Below are 17,183 nucleotides of genomic sequence, written 5' to 3' on the forward strand. Positions count from 1 at the left end.
TAAATGACGAAAACCGCCAGTGAAGCGGTTTCCGTGGGGGACTCTCGGTAGGACGTAGCGGGCTCGAACCGCTGACCTCCGCCCTGTCAAGGCGGCGCTCTGAACCAACTGAGCTAACATCCTGTGCTTCCCGTTTGTCGGTGCGCTGGCAGCCGGTCGGGCGCACAAAATTAAGCAACTTCGGGTGTTTCCAATGGCTGACCGTAGACTTTTTGCGATGGTATGCGGTACAGCAGCACTAACCCAATGATAAACAGGCCCAACAGGGCCAAGATACTATTCCGCATGCTGCCCGTCAGTTGCTCAACGTACCCGTAAATAAACGTACCGAACACGATCGACAGCTTTTCGCAGACATCGTAAAAGCTGAAATACGAAGCCGTGTCGGTCGTTTGCGGCAGCAATTTTGAATAGGTCGACCGCGAGAGCGACTGAATGCCGCCCATCACCAGCCCCACGATGGCCGCTACGATAAAGAACTGATTCTGCGTCGTGACGTAGTAGGCCGCCACGCAGATGCCGATCCAGATCACCACCAGGCACATCAGCGCGTAGGTGTTCCCGATCCGCTCCGATAGCCGGGCGAAGGCGTAGGCCCCCGGAATCGCCACCAGTTGAATCAGCAGGATCGTAATAATCAGGGCGCTTCCTTCCATTTTCAGTTCATCGGAGCCAAAGAGCGTAGCAACGTACATCACCGTCTGCACGGCCATGTTGTAGACGAAAAAGGCAATGAGAAAGCGCTTGGTAAGCGTCTGGGTTTTCAGTTGGTTGAACACCAGCCGAAGTTCCCGAAAGCCATTGAACAGCCAGTTGCCGTCTGTTTGCTGACCCGCTTTTTTCACCCCATCCGGCAGCACCCGAAACGGGATCTGAGCAAAGCCAAACCACCACAGCCCCACCGTCAAGAACGAAATGCGGGAGGCCATGGCGCTGCTGATGCCCCCAAACCAGTCGGGCTTCAGAATCAGCAGCAGGTTACCCACCATCAGCAGCACGCTACCCAGGTAGCCCATCGAAAAACCGCGCGCACTTACCCGGTCAAACTGATCTTCGGTGACGATGTCGGGCAGATACGAGTTGTAGAACACGATACTTCCCGCCCAGCCGACCAGGCTCCAGGCAAAGCAGAACACGGCAAAGGTGGTGGTGTCGCGGGTGAAGAAATACAGCAGCGCACAGGCGAGTGACCCCGTATAGCAGAAAAACTTCATGAACCGCTTTTTCTTACCGCTGTAATCGGCCAGGGCCGTGCTGAAGGGGCTGATGCAGGCAACCAGCAGCATCGACGCCGATACGGTGTAGGAAAACAGTACCGAGTTTTTAATCGATATGCCCAGAAAGTCGATCACCGGCCCGCCCGAATCGTTGAGCGCCGTAGCGGAGAAGTAAACCGGGAAAATGCTCGACACGATCACCAGCGAGTGAACCGAGTTGGCCCAGTCGTAGAGCGTCCAGGCGCGCACAACACGGGGGTCATTTTTCATAGAGGATGGAGGTTGCAGAGGGTTCAGATGATCCACAAACGGTCTTTGCGGACGTAATAGAGTCGGTTGTTATAAAAAACACGCCACCAAATGTCGGTACTGCTCAGGATATTTACCTTGTTACCACGCCCCAGCGTGAGGGCCACGGGGGCCGCCGCCGAGGGTTCGGTGCGGAGCAGCACCGCGCTGGCGTTGGTAATCCCCGACTCGTAGCCTTCGGGCAGGTTCACAAAAATCAGCAACACGACCAGGTACGCCAGAATGAGCGTTTTCAGCCGGTTGGAGGTCGATTCCTGCCGAATGGTTTTGATGAGCAGCACGCTAAACACATAGGCCCCCAGCAGCAACAGCAGCAGCAGCAGGTAGACGCCGTACTGGCGGTAAAAGAGGTAAAAATAATTTAGATCGCTGGTTTCGTAGCCTGCCAGGCTGTTGAGGCGGGCAATGTCGTTCATCTTCCGCAGCACGGCCTCGTCGGGGTGGCGTTTGAAATACACTTGCAGAAAATACAGCACCTTGGCCACGTCGCCCTGTTTCTCGTAGGCGCGGGCCAGCTTGAGCAACATGGGGTCGGTAGCCGGCTGCCCCGCCGCCATCGCCGACTCATATAGCAGGGCCGCTTCGGGCCACTGCCCCTGTCGAAACAGCGAGTCGGCCCGCTGAACCCGATCGGTCAACGAGGCCGGTTGCGCCCATCCCACTGAGGGCCAGCCACCTGCCAGAAAACTGAGCAGAAATAGGAATATTTTTACGTGCATGGCTTGCATTGGGCCAATTTACGCAATAGTTTTGCATCGCAATTCGGGAAACGGTCATTTGTTCCGCACCTGAATCAGGCCGATCTGGTAGCTCAGCTGGTAGAGCAATACACTTTTAATGTATGGGTCCTGGGTTCGAATCCCAGCCGGATCACCACCTCAAATTAACCCAGTCCGTTGATGCAGGTCAGCGGACTTTTTTTGTGCTTGGTCTGCCAGACACTACTCCCTAAATCCGGCCAATAGGTTGCCGGTACTGACCGTTTTACATCCGTAGACTGCACCTGCGCCACTACAGAAGGCAACCAAGTGCGGGGATACATGTAGCCGCCCTATCGGTTTTGCGCATTGTACGTATTCCGGCAGGCAGTTGATCACTGCACGGTGCCTTTTCAGCCCGGTCGCCAGCCACGCACCCACCAGCCAGTTAATAAGAAATGGCTGTTCGCCGCCACAGGTAGCCCTTTCTTGCCCAGGTTCACTCACCAAAAAGGGTTTACATGTACTAATTTAAGCCCTTTACTCAACACCAGACCCGCCAGTTTGCCAGTACTTCCCATGCCCCATCACGAGCCAGCGAACCAGTCAAAAAACGCCCTCAATCAACAACTCGATGTCGATTTTGCGCTTGAAGCGGCTGGTTTGGGCATTTGGGAACTGGACCCGGACACGCAACTGGTCAACTGGGATCAGCGGTGTCGACAATTTTTCGGTATCACCAGCGATAGCAACGCTGAACTGGCCTACAAAAAAGCGGCGGCCTGTATTCATCCGGACGACCTGACCCGAGTCGAGCAAGCCATCGCCTGGTCTATGGACGTCCGTTCAGGCGGTCAGTACGATGTTACCTACCGGACTCTTGGGGCCGACGACGGTCGGTTGCGGTGGGTTCGGTTTGTGGGCAAAAGCTATTTCCACCCGGATGGCCGTGTTTATCGCTTTGCCGGAGTGGCGCAGGAAGTTACCCAGCAGGTCCTCGCGCAGCAGGCCGTCGAGGAAACGAAAGCGCGCCAGATCTACCTGTTAACCCTGAGCAATCGACTGCGCAACCTGACCGACTCATACCAGATCCAGTATGAAGCGGCCTGCCTGCTCGGCGAGCTGCTCGAAGCCAACCGGGTCGGTTACGCAGAGGCGCTGGCAGATGACAAGTTAGTGGCCGTAAGGCGCAATTACACGCGGGGCGTCAGCAACCTGGAGGGTATTTACCGGTACAACGATTACGGACCGGCGCTATTGGCCAGCCTACAGGCCGGGCAAACGCTGGTACGCCCCGACATCGCCGGTGACCCCACCCTGACCGACTCGGAAAAAGAGGCGCATGCAGGGCTGCAACTTGGTGCTACGCTGAATGTGCCGTTGATTAAAAATGGGCAGTTGACCGCCATCCTGTTCGTTCATTATGAACGCCCCCACCCTTTTTCCGAGAGCCAGATCGCCCTTGTTCAGGAAACCGCCGAGCTCATCTGGCTGGCTATCGAACGGGTTCAGGCGGAAGAAGCCCTCCGGGAAAGCGAAAACCAGTTTCGTCTGCTGGCCGATACGCTACCCCAGGCCATCTGGATCAACGATACCAATGGGAATGTCGTGTTTCTGAACAAGTGGTGGACCGATTACTGCGGTATCCCGTTTGAACTCACCACGACCTCGCAGATAGCCCTTGACAGTATCCACCCCGAAGACAGCCCCAAACTCATGGCTACGTTTGCACAAGCCATGCAACAAGGCAGGGGCTTTGCCGTCGAGCAACGCAACCGGTCGGCGTCGGGTGAGTACCGCTGGTTTCTGAACATTGGCGAGCCGTTCAGGGATCCTAAAACCGGCCACATTTCCAAATGGGTGGGCGTAGGCGTCGACATTAATGACCGTAAGCAGGCCGAACAGGCCCTGTTACAAAGCGAAGCGCGATTCCGCAGTATCATCGAGCAGGCCCCCTTAGCCATCGGCTTGCTGAAGGGCCAGGATATGCGTATTGAACTGGCCAATGAACAGCTCTTTCGAGTGTGGGGCAAAGACAGCTCCATTACCGGCCTTCCGCTGACTGAAGCCTTACCCGAACTCAGAGGGCAGGGCTTCATGGACATACTCCTGAGCGTGTATAATACGGGCATTCCCTACATGGGCCATGGTGCGGCGGCCACGCTGATGCATCAGGGTAAGCAGGAGACGTTCTATTTCGACTACACCTACGCCCCCCTCCGGACTGCCGATGGGACGGTTTCAGGAGTAATGGTCATTGCCAATGAAGTTACCCAGCAAGTGCTGGCTCGCCAGGCGATTGAAGCCAGCGAAGCAAAACTTCGGTCGGTTATCCTGTCAGCCCCGGCAGCAATGGGTTTATTCGTTGGTCCTGATCTGGTGATCGAACTCCCCAACCAGGCGTTTATTGATATCGTTGGAAAAGGCCCTGCTATTGCTGGCAGGCCCCTGCGGGAAGTAATGCCGGAGTTGCTGACTGAGAATCAACCTTTCCTGGCCATTCTGGATCAGGTATACCGCACCGGTAAAACCTACCAGACTACTGGTGCGCTGGTCAAGATCGTTCGGCAGGGCGTGCTGACCGACAATTATTACAACATCACCTACAGCCCTTTATTCGACCAGTCGGGGCAGGTGTATGCCGTTCTGGATATTGCGATTGATGTCACCAGCCAGGTTCAGGCGCAACAGGCCCTGGCGGATAGTGAACAGCGCTACCGGCAGCTGGCCAGCGATCTGGAAAATCGTGTGGCCGAACGTACCCACGAGTTGCAGCAGGTCAATCAGGATCTGGTCCGCTCCAACGACAATTTACAGCAGTTTGCCTACGTCGCCTCCCACGACCTGCAGGAGCCCTTACGCAAGATTCAATCCTTCTCGACCTTACTGAAGGAGCAACTGGACGATACCCAGGACACGTCGGTGCATGACCTGCTGCAACGGATCGGGGCGGCGGGCGCCCGCATGTCCATGTTGATCAGAGACTTGCTCACTTACTCCCGCATTGCCACGCGTCAGCAGGTATTTGGTCTCATCCCGTTGGGCGTGGTAATCGACAACGCTCTCGACACCCTGTCCCTGGTGATTCATGAACGAGGTGCTCAGATCCAGGCAGATGACCTGCCGCTGGTCAATGGCGATGAATCACAGCTAAGCCAGTTGTTTCAGAACCTGCTGTCCAATGCGATCAAGTTCACGCCGACAAACCAGGCACCCCGCATCCAGATCAGGTATGCCCGCCTGAGTGCCGATGCGCTCTCAAAGACCATTCGCCCCACGAAAGCGGCATCACATTACCATCAGATCAGCGTAAGCGATCAGGGCATCGGCTTCGATATCAAGCACTTGGACCGTATCTTCCAGGTCTTCCAGCGCCTCCATGGCAAAAGTCAGTTTCCCGGTACGGGCGTTGGCCTCGCCATTTGTGAGCGGGTCATCCAGAACCACGGAGGCAGCATTACCGCCAGCAGTGAGCCGGGCAACGGGGCCACGTTCTACGTTTATCTGCCAGCTTAACCGCTACAGACCTTAAAACCAGAAAGGGCTGGCTGGCGCTCATTGTTGCGCCAGCCAGCCCTTTGGTTGTCATCCGTCGCGGCAGCAAACCGCCCGGACATTTAAAACGGCAGGTCGCCGGAGTTGTCGTCGTCGAAAGAGGCGTTGAACGGCGTGGCGGTCGGTTGCGCAGCTCGGGGGCGGCTTGCGGCCGGCGCGGCCTGGGCCTGCGGCTGACCACCTTCAGCGGCGTCGGCGGCTTCGATGCGCCACGCCCGCGCTTCGGTATACCAGCGGTCGTTGTACTCGCGCGATTCCAGATTCAGGCTCACCTTCAGGCTGTCGCCGGGTGCATACTGTTTCAGGTCGTTTACTTTATCACCCCAGAGCGAAAGGCACACTTTCTTGGGGAACTGATCGAAGGTTTCGATCACAAATTCCTGTTTTTGCCACGCGCCGTTCTTCCCCTGACCCGTTACTTCGGGCATTGTTTTAACGAGTTTACCGACTAATTCGAGTGCCATAATGCGTTCTGTTTCAGTTAATGTATGATGTCGATAACCATTCTCCGGGCTATCATTTACTGATCGAAATTACGAAATTTTGCCCAAATTTGGGCCTTTCACGTTGACTTTATTCGCGGCAACGCCTACTTTTGCATCACAATCAAACACGGCCACGTGGTGAAATTGGTAGACACGCCATCTTGAGGGGGTGGTGCTGCAAGGCATGGTGGTTCGAGTCCACTCGTGGTCACCTTAGACGGTGAATATCAGCCGCTTACGACATTCGTAGGCGGCTGTTTTGCGTTAAAGCCCTGTGCATTGGTTTAAACATGTGTCAACCACCCCCGCGAAAGGGGGTGGTTGCTGGGCTTAGCGATGCCGATTGTGGTCGCGGTCGATGACGTATTCGATCAGATACACCTGTCGCAACTCCGTCAGGGGCATGGGCGCCACCGGGTTATAGGACGGGTTCTCAGAGGCGAGCTGTACGGCCTCGTTAGTAAAGCTCTCGAACAGCTTGATGGCGATACCGTCGTCGGTCTGGAAAACATAGGCCTTGCCCTTCTTCATCCACTCCCGGTTTTCAAGCAGGGTGCAGACGACAAACGAGCCGGGCAGGTAAAGCGGGTACATGGAGAAGCCTTCTACTTCGAAGCAGAAGCATTCCCCGGCGATCATGGGAAAACTCACGCGTTGAATCTGATGATTAAAGGTTCGACTGGGGAACCCCCGGACAAAACCCGCTTGCGCCCGAATTTCAACCACCCACATGTTGTTCTTACCCCCATTGCTGCGCTCGCGCGCGTTGTAGGGGGAGTAAGGTACTGTGGTATCCTCTGCCATCGTCAATTCGCGCACCCCTGGCTCCGTATCCTCTGACGACACCAAATCCATAAGCTCACTTTGCGACACATTGAATAACCGGGCCAGCAGGTTGATTTTATCGAGTGCTGGTCGGTTGTGGTCCTTTTCGTATTTTGATACAGCCGCTTTCTTAACGCCAATTTCGTTGGCAACGTATTCCTGTGACCAATTACGATCGGAGCGCAGTTGAAATAATTTTTGACCTAATGTCATAAAAACCAATACCATATAAGCGGCTGTATTAAAATGTTGAGCAATACTTGACTTGTATCGTGTTACGATACTATTATTGCAACACGATACAAGGCGAAATATCGAACACGATACAGCCCTGTACAAGAAACAAATATGGTACTGGAACGATGAATGAGCAAACGGCATCTAATCTAGCGACTCCCTATACTGGTGTACAGCAGGAGACAACGAAACCCGACCTGCGCACGGCGTACGTCATCGAGCGGGAAGAACGTGAATTGAAGATTTACAAGCGCTATCAGGAATTGATTGCGCAGCCTGGGGCAATGATGACGCCCGTCGTCGATCAACTGTGCCGGGAGTTCAATATTCACAGCCGGACGACCATCTACCAGTTACGCAGCCGCGTTGCCAAACGGCTGGACGATGCGGCCGCGGAAACCCCTTCGCTTCAAAGCTAAAAAAGTACAATTGTACTTTTCGATCTACCCCAATAGATCTTGTCATTCGGTGCCGACGCTACTGGTGAGGCCATCAGTAGCTGGTGTGGATAGAGTCACGATTACTGGCCCCGAAGCCGGGGCCAGTAGCGTCGGCACCACCAACTTACCCTGTCAACCATGCGAATTGAGCGCCTATTGTTTCTCTACGCCGACGATCTGAAGGGGTCGAACGAACGACTCTACGAACGGGTCGTACTCGAGGCGGTATGCCGGGCGGTGTCACGCGCGGCGGGGCGGCCCTGCCGCCAGAGGTTAACGCTGCAACCCGTCACCTTTGACGAGGTCTACGCCTGCATTCCCCTGTCGCCAGGGACACCCACGCACCCCGACTACGCCAAAGTGCTGAGCCCGGGCAACGTCCTGCGGTGGCTGCAGGAACTACGCGAGGCGGGTTGGGTCCGCATCGATCGCTTCGAGCATCAGGATATTCGGCTGACGGATGCCCTTTTTCGGCAAATCGCCTGGGCTACCTACGAGCATAAGAGCGGGGGCCTATCGCACCCATTAGGGTCACCCACCCAATTCGTGTTCTGTCGCTCCGCCCAACGGGCGGCGATGATTCACCAGGTACGTCAGGCGCGCGCGAATCGGCAGCAGCAACCTCAACCTCAGTTTGCGCTATGATTGGCACACTGGTAATTGGCGCGCCAGTGCGCGTAACGGCGCCCTCGGGTAAGCTGAGGGGCGAAGTCGTCGAGTTCACCCCCAGTGGGCTGGTGAAGGTCAAACTCAGTAACGGCACCTGTAAAACGTTTGCGGCCTACAACGTCAACGCTATTCCCCAAAAACGATGAGTGAGCTAGTTGTTCTAACCGTCGATCAGGTCTCTGCGATCGCTATGGAGGCGGCCCAGAAAGGGGCCGAGCAGGCGCTGGCCCAGTTCCGGAAACACGACCGGGTGGGGGGCATCGAGCTGGCTATTGAAATCACGGGCTATTCCGCTGATCACATTCGGCGGCTGGTCAAAGACCCCAGCAGTGGTATACCCTACCGTCAGCGAGGAGCCTCGACGCTCGCCTTTCATGAAGGCGATTTACGCGAATGGTTTTATCCGGGGGCGAATCAAGCCCCAAAACCCACCGTCCCCCCTCGCCTCCAATGAACGTACCTGCTCCGCTGGCGGCCCTTGACGCCAAACCGTTACCCGCCGCCACCCCACCCGTTTTGAGCGTTCACGTCACGGGTATGGTGGCCGAAAACGCCGATCTGCGCGCGTTGACCGAGGCCGCCAAGAAGTTGGACGTGTCCATCGAATCGGTCGACGGGTTAGCGTACGTAACCGAACAGCGACTGGCCTTGCGGCGGCTTCGGCTTGATTTCAATGCCAACGTTGATACCTACCTGGCTCCCTTCAAAGCCTCCATCGACGAAGCCGAAAAGGTGAAGGTCGCCTTTGTTACTCCAGCCAAGCAGCTGGAAGAACGGCTTAAAACGCGCGTGGCTGAGTTTACGGCCCGGCAGGCCGATGAACACGTAGCCCTGCTAAAAAAGGAGCAGGGGCTTTTTTCGGACCGCGATGCGTTGCTCAAAGCCAATGGTTTCGCCTACCAACCGGATGAGAACGTCTATAAAAAAGGGCGTCACAAAATTCCGGTGCACTGGCTGCGGTGCGAGCCCGCGGACTGGGAAGAAAAGACGGCCAAGTGTAAGCTGGAAGACATTGCCCCCCAGCAGGCCGCCGCGATCAACTCGTTTTTCGACGATCACCGCGCCGATATCGGAACGCTGAAACGGTTCTGGCAAATGATGCCGACCGTACCCGATCCGGAAACGATGCGCACCGACGAAGGGCGGGCCATTGCCTTGCAGATTGCTAGTGCCTGGGAGACCATGCAGCGGGTCATCGCTCAACTCACCGTCTGATTATGTCCGAGCATCACCCACTTCGGGATTGGCTGCAGGCCTTTCCCCTACCCAGCGTCGTGGCGTCGCTACTAGTTGGCCTGCTAGTCTTGATCGGCTTCTACTACCTGCTGACCGACAGCCTATGAAAAAGTATTATATCAACCTGGGAGCCAACGTACAGGCGTTGCGCTTCAAGCTCCACGCCCAGATACCGGACGATGCCGATCGGGAGTTTCATGACGCCATTGACCATCGATTATACGAAATCGCCCAGCTGTGTATGTCGCTGGGTACGCGCTCAAAAAAGCCCCCCAAACCCAGGGCCACGGCGTTTCCCGAGCCCGCTCCGCCTCCGCCACCCGTAGAGCAGCCAGCGGACGAATCGCCGCCGACACCACCCCTTGCCGACGTACTCACCCCGCCTCCGGCCGACGTACCCCGGCCGCCCAAAGCGTATGGCGCACTGGCCCCGCAGACGCTGAACATGCAGCAGTGGCGGGATCAGATGAAGCTACTGGAAAGCACGGCAGCCGCCTACAACCGGCACATCGAATTTGGAAAGACGCAACTGGCGGGCGTCGATGGCCCCAACAAACGAATCCTGCTGAACGATCTGGTGGCGCAGGGCAAAGTTGTCGGGCTGATCTACGATGAGGGTCAGGCCGTCTTTCTGGAAGATCCAACGTATCCAAAACAAGCGCACCCCTACTGATGAAAAATTCCTTTTCACAACCCGATCTGGCGGCGATGGATCTGGCGATCGCCGACTGCCTGCGTAAGTTCAACACCCACAGCTACGTCGACGTCGATACGCGCGCGTTTACCCAGCGCCTGGGCGTAGCCGCCTGTTTTTTCGACGTGCTGCGCTGCCAGGACATCGACGCCCTGGAGCAGAAACTAACGGTCCTCGATGGGGTAACGGCCTTTCGGGCGACTGACAAGCTCAAAACGCTCAGGGCAGCGACGGTGCTGCAGGCCATTGCCGATGAGCTGCACCTGAAGCCTTTCGTGCCGCCATCGTCCACCGTAGTTCTATCTGTGCCAAATAGGCAGGTGGGGCCGTCTATTCACGACGATTCGGGACCAATCAGAGGCACGATTGGCCTAGTGCCCTTGACGACAAAACCGGAAGTTTCTGAGCAACTAACTACACCAGCCACCGTACCTGAAGCGCGGGCCAAGACTGCCAAACCAACGCCGCCCCCGCCCGGCGAAACAAGGCCTGCCCGTCGAACGAAAAAGTGGCTGGCGGAACAAAGGGCCAAACAGGCCGGCAACGTACCTAGCAAGCCCGCTGACGAACCGAGCACGCTCGATCCGTTGGACGATGAGCCGCTACCCCGGCGGGAGTTCGTTGGCATCCCGATTCTCCACGAGGAATCAGGCCCTGTCGATATGGCCGTAATCAACAAAGCGCTCGATGAACTGAACGCGCTGAAGCTGGCAGGTAACGATATGGGCATGATTGCCATTGGCGGCACAGGTGATCGAGTCGGTGAAGCGATTGAGGCGGTTTTCGAGCCGGTCATACCCCAGGAACTAGCTACCGATCCCCAACCCATCGAAACAGATTTACCATCCCCCCCGACTTCTATGTCAACCCAATCCGGCACTCCTGCCACCAAAGAGGTATTGAACCTCACGACCATTGCCTCCTTCAACCAGCCCAGTGGCGTCCCGTCGATAACGCTGATTCCCAAAGGGTCTGCCTTTCGAATCAATCAGGCAGCCGTTCAAACATTAGGGCTGAAGCAGACGCAAACCGTCGAATTCACCCGCCTTGACGGGCGGCTTTTCATCCGCTTTGATCGGCCTGCTGGCGTTGGGTTCCCCTTTCAAAAGTCTAAAACCGATCAGGCTGGCTTTTCTTTCTCTAGTCGGGGGCTCATGAAAAAGCTGCTTGGCTTTCTCCACTACGAATCGACCTCAGAACTCCCCATTTCGACCACCCAATCAGCTGATGGGTACGAACTGCTGCTCGATAAGGTCGTCACCAAGAAACGCCAGAGCTGATGCACGCCGACGAGTATCAGGCGCAGTTCGGTGGTAAACCCAAAAAGTCAAAGGCTACTAAAGCTGGCCGCCAAACGGGCGAAACCTTGGACGCGGCCACGTTTCGGGCCCAGCATGTCGACCGCTTCGAACACGACATTCAGGCCCGCTATTTCGACTGGTTCTATCGCAACCCGAAGTACCGCGACTTTTTGCTGTACGCCATCCCAAACGGTGGTGAACGGACAATTGCCGCGGCCCAACACCTGCTGGACGAGGGGCTTTACCCCGGTATGTGTGATGTCTGTCTGGCGGTGGTCACCCGGCGGTACCCAGGCCTGTACATGGAGTTGAAGCGGCTGAAGGGCAAAGCCCAGGCCAATCAGCTCCGCGTTCATGCCATGCTCCGCAAGCAGGGTTACCGGGTCGAAGTGCCCGACACTTGGGAAAAAGCCGTGGCCATCACCGAGGACTACCTGAGCGATTATTTCACGCAATAAACACCTTAATTATCATGAATTGGTACACCAGTAAGATCCGCTTTCGCTGGCAGAACGCGAAGGGGGATATCACCTACCGAAACGAGGTGCACCTGCACGACGGCACCAGCCTGGTCGACGTGGCCAACCAGACGCTTGTCGTGCACCTAGATCGCATGAAGAACCCGATGAATGTAGGCGTCAATGTGGCCAGCAAATACCGGGATGTTCACTTTCAGGTAGGAGGCAAATACTTCTTCGACGTGACCTGCGTGGAAGAGGACGACGAAGGCCGCGAGCGCACGTTTACCTGCCTTGTGGCGGCCGATAAGGTGTCGCAGGCCGAAGAGCGTGCCGAGCGTGCTTATCGGGATAATACCTCCATCAAGTCAATAGCGGGGGCCAAACGCAGTGGTATCCTGACGGTCTATCACCCGACGTCGGATCAGTGGATTAGTGATTTCAAAAACCGCTCGGAGGCGCTGGCTGACAAACGCTACGTCGAGTACGACGAGAAAACCGCCACCGCAAAAGTACCCAAACGTAACCAGGGGCAGCCTCGACAGCGGCCCTCTCAATTAGGCCTGTTCGGTCAATAATATGGATAGTGCATCACAGAAAGGGGTGTTTATCCCCAACGACATTCTGGACCTCATCGACCTGTCTGATCAGGAAAAGATGGTACTGGCCCAGATCTGCTACCGCGCGCGCCACAATGGGGGCATCTGCACGGACACCAACGATCAGTTGGCGGCCGTTACCCGCCATCATCCCAACTCGATCGCCCGGGCCATTACGACCCTTGAAGACATTGGCACCCTGACGCGCGGCAGGATCGGTCGGGACCGAACGCTGACGCCGACGACGGTGCTGGTGATGGCGGTCGACGGCATGGATTCCGCCTCCTTTCCGACGGCCAGTTACGTACCGCCGCCGGGGTTGTACCCACCGCTGAGCCTTAACAATCTGTTACATCAGCCTTCACCATCGGTTAATGTAGGCTTAACAACTTGTGAACCTTCAACCTTAACAAATGGTGTGGGTAGCCTTCACAATCTGTTAAATCAGTCTCAACAACTTGTTAATGGAGCCTTAACAAAAAGTGAAGCCACTCTTATTATAAAAAGAAATATAAAATTAAAAAAAGGCGCGCGCGCTGGGGGTAAACAATCTGTTAAGCCTCAATCCAAAAAAGAGGGTAAACAAATTGTTAAACCTCAAGGCCCGCCCCAAGCGGTAACACCACCTCCGCAACAACCACCCCCGGCGGCCCCCACTCCCCCTACCCCCTCGCCCCCGGCCAGCCTTCAACCCGCCTCGGCTCCTTTGCCTCATTGGGAAACCCAGGAGCCACAGAACCGGCCACAGATCGTCGATCGACTCCACTACTGGCATCAGAAAATACTGACCCAGGAAACCGAATACCTCGCCGGCATGGAATCGACACTCAAGCCAGCCAGTCGAGAGGTCATGCTTGAGCGCATCGCCGCCTTCTTCCAAGAGCAGATTTCGAAGAACAAAAAACACCGGGACTATTCCGATTGCACCAGTCACCTGTGGGATTGGGCCCGTCGTCAGTTCGAAAAACATCAATACAAACGTCATGAGCAAGCTCCCACAAACACCGACCCTACCAGCCGAACACGAGCCGACCTCGGCGGCAGAGATTATTCAGACGCTGGCGGCTGGTGAGCCAACGGGCGACGGCGAGCCAACGGAACTGAGTATTGGCGAGGTCGCTCCTGGTAAGTTCTTTTTTCCAGAAGATACCGGCCTGCTGAATCGAGACGTACCCGTGCCCTCCAGCGGCGCCGATCGGTGGCGTGACCGGGTGATGGGCGTGAAACCCGAATCGGCGGTCGTCGTGGTACCGCCACGCACCCAGCCCCAGCCCGAACCCATCACGCCCGAAGCCGAACGCGCGCAGCTCTACAACCGGGCACTTCAATCACTGACTGAAAAGTACAACAAGCCGCTCTGGCGCCCGACGCTCACGCTCAGCCAGGGCAGCGAGCTGCTGGAGTACATCATCGGTATGGAACTGGCTCGGGAAAACCGTACCATCAGCGAGGAGGATGTCGATATGGATATCATGTTCAACCTGCTGCTGTATTTCTGGGGCCACGAGAAATGCCCCTATGACCTGACCCGAGGCATTTACCTCTATGGCGAGGCGGGCGTTGGCAAAACGTTCGTGTTCGACTGCTTCGCTACCCTGTTGCGGGAAATAGCGCCACCCGCCGAGCAAATGCGGGTGATTCCCACCGAGGACATGATGGACGAGGTATCGGTCAAGAAATCCTTTGCGGCCCTTACACCCTACAAATTCGGCTTACTGACCATGGATGATCTGGGCCGTGAGGAGCGGGTTGCCCAGGCTTACTCCGAACGGCGCGATGGCTTTGCCCACCTGCTGACGTTCCGCTACCGGCAATTTGTACAGAACCGGCTCAAGACGCACTTCACCTCCAACCTGCTGCCCAAGCAGCTTGAATCGCCCGAGCATTATGGTACCGTACTCGGCGACCGCTTCAAGCAATGGACCCAATGCATTCACTATCAGGGCCGCTCAAAACGCAATAAATCAACCCTACATCATGGCTAAACGCAAAAAAACAGTTGATCCCATCAACAACCCCAATGCCCCCAAAAAGAAGACCCCGCCCGAGGTGGGCGTTATCGTCGGCAAAGCCGGTTCACTGGGCCTCATCCACCAGCTAACGCTGACCGAAAAAAAAGTCACCATCGAGCGCCAGCCGCTGGTGACCACTGATCGAAACGGCCAGCCGCAAATTACGTCCTATGATACCCTGTACGGCGATCGGTCGGCGTATACCCGCCTGATCGATGATGTATTCGAAAATCCATGCGAGTGGCCCGAACAAACCCCGAACCGATCATGAACAGACCAGCCCCCAAACGACCCAACCACGAACCCATGTTACACCGACGGCTACCTGGTAGTTTGCGGCTGCTGATCGGAAAGAAATACCAGTTCGTGCCTATCAGTCAGATCATCTATCTGCGAGGAAATGGCAATTACACGCAACTGGTGACCACCAGCGGGCAGGTTACGTTTGGCATCACCTTGGCCAAAATGGGCCAACGGATAAGCGGAGCACATTTCGTCCGCGTGCATAGGCGTCACATCGTGAACCTGCGGTACGTAGTCGACTGGTCCGGGCCTCAGCAGCTGCAACTGCATAACGGCATGACCATCGACATATCGCGCCGCGAGCTGGTGGCCACCAAACAGGCCTGGGTAACGTACCTGCGCGAAAGACAGTTGGCTGGGCTTCAACCCAGCGGACACGCGTACTGCACCAGACCACTAATTACATCCATCACCTTAAGACCCATTGGACGGCATGGCAACTGAATCAACGATCGAATGGCTACGGCCCCAGCGCGCCGACGGTTCGCTAATGCCCGGCCATACCGGCAACTTGTGGTGGGGCTGTGAAGAGGTGCACGCGGGCTGCCGGGAATGTTATGCCCGGAAGTGGGCTAACCGCCACCATAAAGACAAACGCCTGTGGGACCCCGAGCGCGCGCGCCGACTGGTTATCAAGAGCATCTGGGATAACCTGCGGAGCTGGCAGCGCGCGGCTCAGAAAGCGGGCGAAATGCACCGGGTGTTCGGCTCGATGATGGACATTTACGAAAAGTCAATGGCCACCGTCGACTGGTTGGATAAAGACGTGTACCACGAGGTCGAGGGCGTATCGGTACCGCTCACCACGGGCTTTCTGCGCGACCGCTACCTGCAAACCGTCGTGCCGGCCACGCCGAATCTGTGGCACCTGCTGCTGACCAAACGGCCGAGCAACATTCTGAAGTTCTCGCCGCCCGAGTGGCGTACGGCGCCGCCCCAAAACGTCATGTTCGGCACCAGCATTTCCGAGCCCGCCAACCTGCGGCTCCTGGATCTACTGCGCGCCGTACCGGGTCGGCGCTTCGTGAGCCTTGAACCCCAGATCGCCTACATTCCCGAGCTGGACCTGACGGGTATCGACTGGCTCATCGTCGGCGGGGAATCAGGGGGCTTACGCCGCCCCTTCAATCCGGACTGGGCCCGTCGGCTGCGCGATATCAGCCGCGAGCAGGGCGTGCCGTTTTTTATGAAACAGTGGGATAAAGTGCAGCCCGTTCCGGCGGATCTGCTCATTCACGAATTCCCCGCCTACGCATGAGCCGTCGTCACCGCAAATCCAACCGCCGGGAACCCGCTTCCGCGCCGTCTGGCTGCGGCGGCTACTGGCTCACCGATCAGTTTGCCCCGGCCTGCCGGGAGTGTCTGCGCTTTGTGAAGCCCGCCCGAGCCGAAACAATCGGCCAGACGGTCGATGTACTCGCCTCCGCCTGCGCTAGCTCAGGCCAGTACGCCTTTCAGCTGACGGTGCGCGACGAAGGCGCCCAGGCCTACCGGCTTGGCCAGGCATCGCCCGACATTACCCTGCCCAAAACGGGCGACGATTCAACGTACCTGACGCAGACGGGCGTGCTGGACCGCAAAGGCTGGACCGGAGCGATGCTTAAAACCTTCATGGCCGTCCCCTGCAAGTTTCGCCGCAATCCGCATTACAAGTCGGGCCACGCGGTAAAGCTGTTTAGCCTGACGCGCATTCTGGAAATTGAAGCGACCGAGCTTTGGCAACAGGCCGCGGCTGGGGCAATCACACGGAGCAAGCGGGCCCAGACGGGCGTGCAGACCAAGCGCGCGCGGCTGACGGAGTATCTGGAAAATCTGGTGATCGAGGTACCAAGCATCGACCGGCAGGTACTGATCGAGGCGGCCTGCGCGCATTTCAACAAGCGGCAGGATGCCAAATGCTGGCGGGGTTATGAGCGCGGCCGTGATGTAGAATGGGAATGGGAACCAGCCACCTCCGACAGCGACTGGCCGTTTTTGCAGCGGATCACGACCAACTACCTGCGCCACGAACTGACCCATTATCACCACGAGCTTAACCGGCTCTACGGTAAGGTCGACGCCGATCAAAGTGCTGACCGGCTAAAAGAGCGCGTCAACGAGGCTATCTGGAAAGCCTACCCCTTTTTATCACCTTTGTAAACAGTA

At 56.8% G+C, this 17,183-nt stretch carries 21 protein-coding genes and 3 tRNA genes; 19 read left to right on the top strand and 5 right to left on the bottom strand.

The features are described 5' to 3' along the window. Nucleotides 1-48: 48 nt before the first annotated feature. From FAES_RS16120 to FAES_RS16130, 3 genes are all read right to left on the bottom strand, one after another. Nucleotides 49-123: transfer RNA gene (locus tag FAES_RS16120), tRNA-Val, on the bottom strand. 47 nt (nt 124-170) lie between these two features. Beyond that, the gene (locus tag FAES_RS16125) at nt 171-1,487 is read right to left on the bottom strand and encodes an MFS transporter (RefSeq protein WP_015332308.1); all 1,317 of its coding nucleotides are present in this window, start codon (nt 1,485-1,487) and stop codon (nt 171-173) included. Nucleotides 1,488-1,510: 23 nt separating this feature from the next. After that, complete coding sequence (locus FAES_RS16130) at nt 1,511-2,245, bottom strand: tetratricopeptide repeat protein (protein WP_229364494.1); 735 nt, start codon at nt 2,243-2,245, stop codon at nt 1,511-1,513. An 81-nt stretch (nt 2,246-2,326) separates the two neighbouring features. On the opposite strand from FAES_RS16130, the gene FAES_RS16135 reads away from it, so the two are divergent. Further along, nucleotides 2,327-2,402 (top strand) — tRNA-Lys (locus FAES_RS16135). A 401-nt stretch (nt 2,403-2,803) separates the two neighbouring features. Further along, nucleotides 2,804-5,740 carry a PAS domain S-box protein gene (locus FAES_RS29050; RefSeq protein WP_015332310.1) on the top strand — a complete coding sequence of 979 codons (2,937 nt, stop codon included), beginning with the start codon at nt 2,804-2,806 and terminating at the stop codon, nt 5,738-5,740. 101 nt (nt 5,741-5,841) lie between these two features. Here the strand turns inward: FAES_RS29050 and FAES_RS16145 are convergent, their stop codons facing one another. Further along, nucleotides 5,842-6,243: a DUF3127 domain-containing protein gene (locus tag FAES_RS16145; protein WP_015332311.1), complete on the bottom strand. Its 402-nt coding sequence runs from the start codon at nt 6,241-6,243 to the stop codon at nt 5,842-5,844. Nucleotides 6,244-6,393: 150 nt separating this feature from the next. Between FAES_RS16145 and FAES_RS16150 the strand changes: the two genes are divergently transcribed. Further along, nucleotides 6,394-6,475, top strand: a tRNA-Leu gene (locus tag FAES_RS16150). A 119-nt stretch (nt 6,476-6,594) separates the two neighbouring features. Here the strand turns inward: FAES_RS16150 and FAES_RS16155 are convergent. Then, nucleotides 6,595-7,302 carry an XRE family transcriptional regulator gene (locus FAES_RS16155; protein ID WP_158408785.1) on the bottom strand — a complete coding sequence of 236 codons (708 nt, stop codon included), beginning with the start codon at nt 7,300-7,302 and terminating at the stop codon, nt 6,595-6,597. Between the two features lie 149 nt (nt 7,303-7,451). Between FAES_RS16155 and FAES_RS30080 the strand changes: the two genes are divergently transcribed. The 16 genes from FAES_RS30080 to FAES_RS16225 all read left to right on the top strand — a co-directional run bounded on the left by FAES_RS30080 (nt 7,452) and on the right by FAES_RS16225 (nt 17,177). Then, nucleotides 7,452-7,745, top strand: coding sequence for a hypothetical protein (locus FAES_RS30080; RefSeq protein WP_015332313.1), 294 nt, complete (start codon nt 7,452-7,454; stop codon nt 7,743-7,745). A 159-nt stretch (nt 7,746-7,904) separates the two neighbouring features. Next, on the top strand, nt 7,905-8,411 hold the full coding sequence (locus FAES_RS16165; protein WP_015332314.1) for a hypothetical protein: 507 nt from the start codon (nt 7,905-7,907) through the stop codon (nt 8,409-8,411). Further along, on the top strand, nt 8,408-8,581 hold the full coding sequence (locus FAES_RS30405; RefSeq protein WP_015332315.1) for a hypothetical protein: 174 nt from the start codon (nt 8,408-8,410) through the stop codon (nt 8,579-8,581). The genes FAES_RS16165 and FAES_RS30405 overlap by 4 nt, the downstream gene beginning before the upstream one ends. After that, nucleotides 8,578-8,889, top strand: coding sequence for a hypothetical protein (locus tag FAES_RS16170; RefSeq protein ID WP_015332316.1), 312 nt, complete (start codon nt 8,578-8,580; stop codon nt 8,887-8,889). The genes FAES_RS30405 and FAES_RS16170 overlap by 4 nt, the downstream gene beginning before the upstream one ends. After that, nucleotides 8,886-9,650 (top strand): hypothetical protein, encoded by a 765-nt coding sequence (locus tag FAES_RS16175; RefSeq protein ID WP_041257963.1) that lies wholly within the window; start codon nt 8,886-8,888, stop codon nt 9,648-9,650. The genes FAES_RS16170 and FAES_RS16175 overlap by 4 nt, the downstream gene beginning before the upstream one ends. A gap of 2 nt (nt 9,651-9,652) precedes the next feature. Then, nucleotides 9,653-9,778: a hypothetical protein gene (locus FAES_RS30740; protein ID WP_015332318.1), complete on the top strand. Its 126-nt coding sequence runs from the start codon at nt 9,653-9,655 to the stop codon at nt 9,776-9,778. Continuing rightward, nucleotides 9,775-10,344, top strand: a complete 570-nt coding sequence (locus FAES_RS16180; RefSeq protein ID WP_041257965.1) for a hypothetical protein — start codon at nt 9,775-9,777, stop codon at nt 10,342-10,344. Before FAES_RS30740 ends, FAES_RS16180 begins: the two co-directional genes overlap by 4 nt. Further along, on the top strand, nt 10,344-11,645 hold the full coding sequence (locus FAES_RS16185) for a hypothetical protein (RefSeq protein WP_015332319.1): 1,302 nt from the start codon (nt 10,344-10,346) through the stop codon (nt 11,643-11,645). Before FAES_RS16180 ends, FAES_RS16185 begins: the two co-directional genes overlap by 1 nt. After that, complete coding sequence (locus FAES_RS29055) at nt 11,645-12,124, top strand: VRR-NUC domain-containing protein (RefSeq protein WP_015332320.1); 480 nt, start codon at nt 11,645-11,647, stop codon at nt 12,122-12,124. Before FAES_RS16185 ends, FAES_RS29055 begins: the two co-directional genes overlap by 1 nt. 14 nt (nt 12,125-12,138) lie before the next feature. Beyond that, entirely contained in the window at nt 12,139-12,702 is a 564-nt protein-coding gene (locus tag FAES_RS16195) for a DUF4494 family protein (protein WP_015332321.1), read from the top strand. A gap of 1 nt (nt 12,703) precedes the next feature. Next, on the top strand, nt 12,704-13,795 hold the full coding sequence (locus FAES_RS30085; RefSeq protein ID WP_015332322.1) for a helix-turn-helix domain-containing protein: 1,092 nt from the start codon (nt 12,704-12,706) through the stop codon (nt 13,793-13,795). Continuing rightward, entirely contained in the window at nt 13,707-14,708 is a 1,002-nt protein-coding gene (locus tag FAES_RS16205) for a P-loop NTPase family protein (protein ID WP_015332323.1), read from the top strand. Before FAES_RS30085 ends, FAES_RS16205 begins: the two co-directional genes overlap by 89 nt. Then, complete coding sequence (locus tag FAES_RS16210) at nt 14,701-15,006, top strand: hypothetical protein (RefSeq protein WP_015332324.1); 306 nt, start codon at nt 14,701-14,703, stop codon at nt 15,004-15,006. Before FAES_RS16205 ends, FAES_RS16210 begins: the two co-directional genes overlap by 8 nt. Next, entirely contained in the window at nt 15,003-15,482 is a 480-nt protein-coding gene (locus FAES_RS16215; RefSeq protein WP_158408786.1) for a LytR/AlgR family response regulator transcription factor, read from the top strand. The genes FAES_RS16210 and FAES_RS16215 overlap by 4 nt, the downstream gene beginning before the upstream one ends. Next, nucleotides 15,472-16,296, top strand: coding sequence for a DUF5131 family protein (locus tag FAES_RS16220; protein ID WP_015332326.1), 825 nt, complete (start codon nt 15,472-15,474; stop codon nt 16,294-16,296). Before FAES_RS16215 ends, FAES_RS16220 begins: the two co-directional genes overlap by 11 nt. After that, nucleotides 16,293-17,177: a hypothetical protein gene (locus FAES_RS16225; RefSeq protein WP_015332327.1), complete on the top strand. Its 885-nt coding sequence runs from the start codon at nt 16,293-16,295 to the stop codon at nt 17,175-17,177. Before FAES_RS16220 ends, FAES_RS16225 begins: the two co-directional genes overlap by 4 nt. Nucleotides 17,178-17,183 lie beyond the last annotated feature (6 nt).

Source organism: Fibrella aestuarina BUZ 2, assembly GCF_000331105.1.
Taxonomy (GTDB): domain Bacteria; phylum Bacteroidota; class Bacteroidia; order Cytophagales; family Spirosomataceae; genus Fibrella; species Fibrella aestuarina.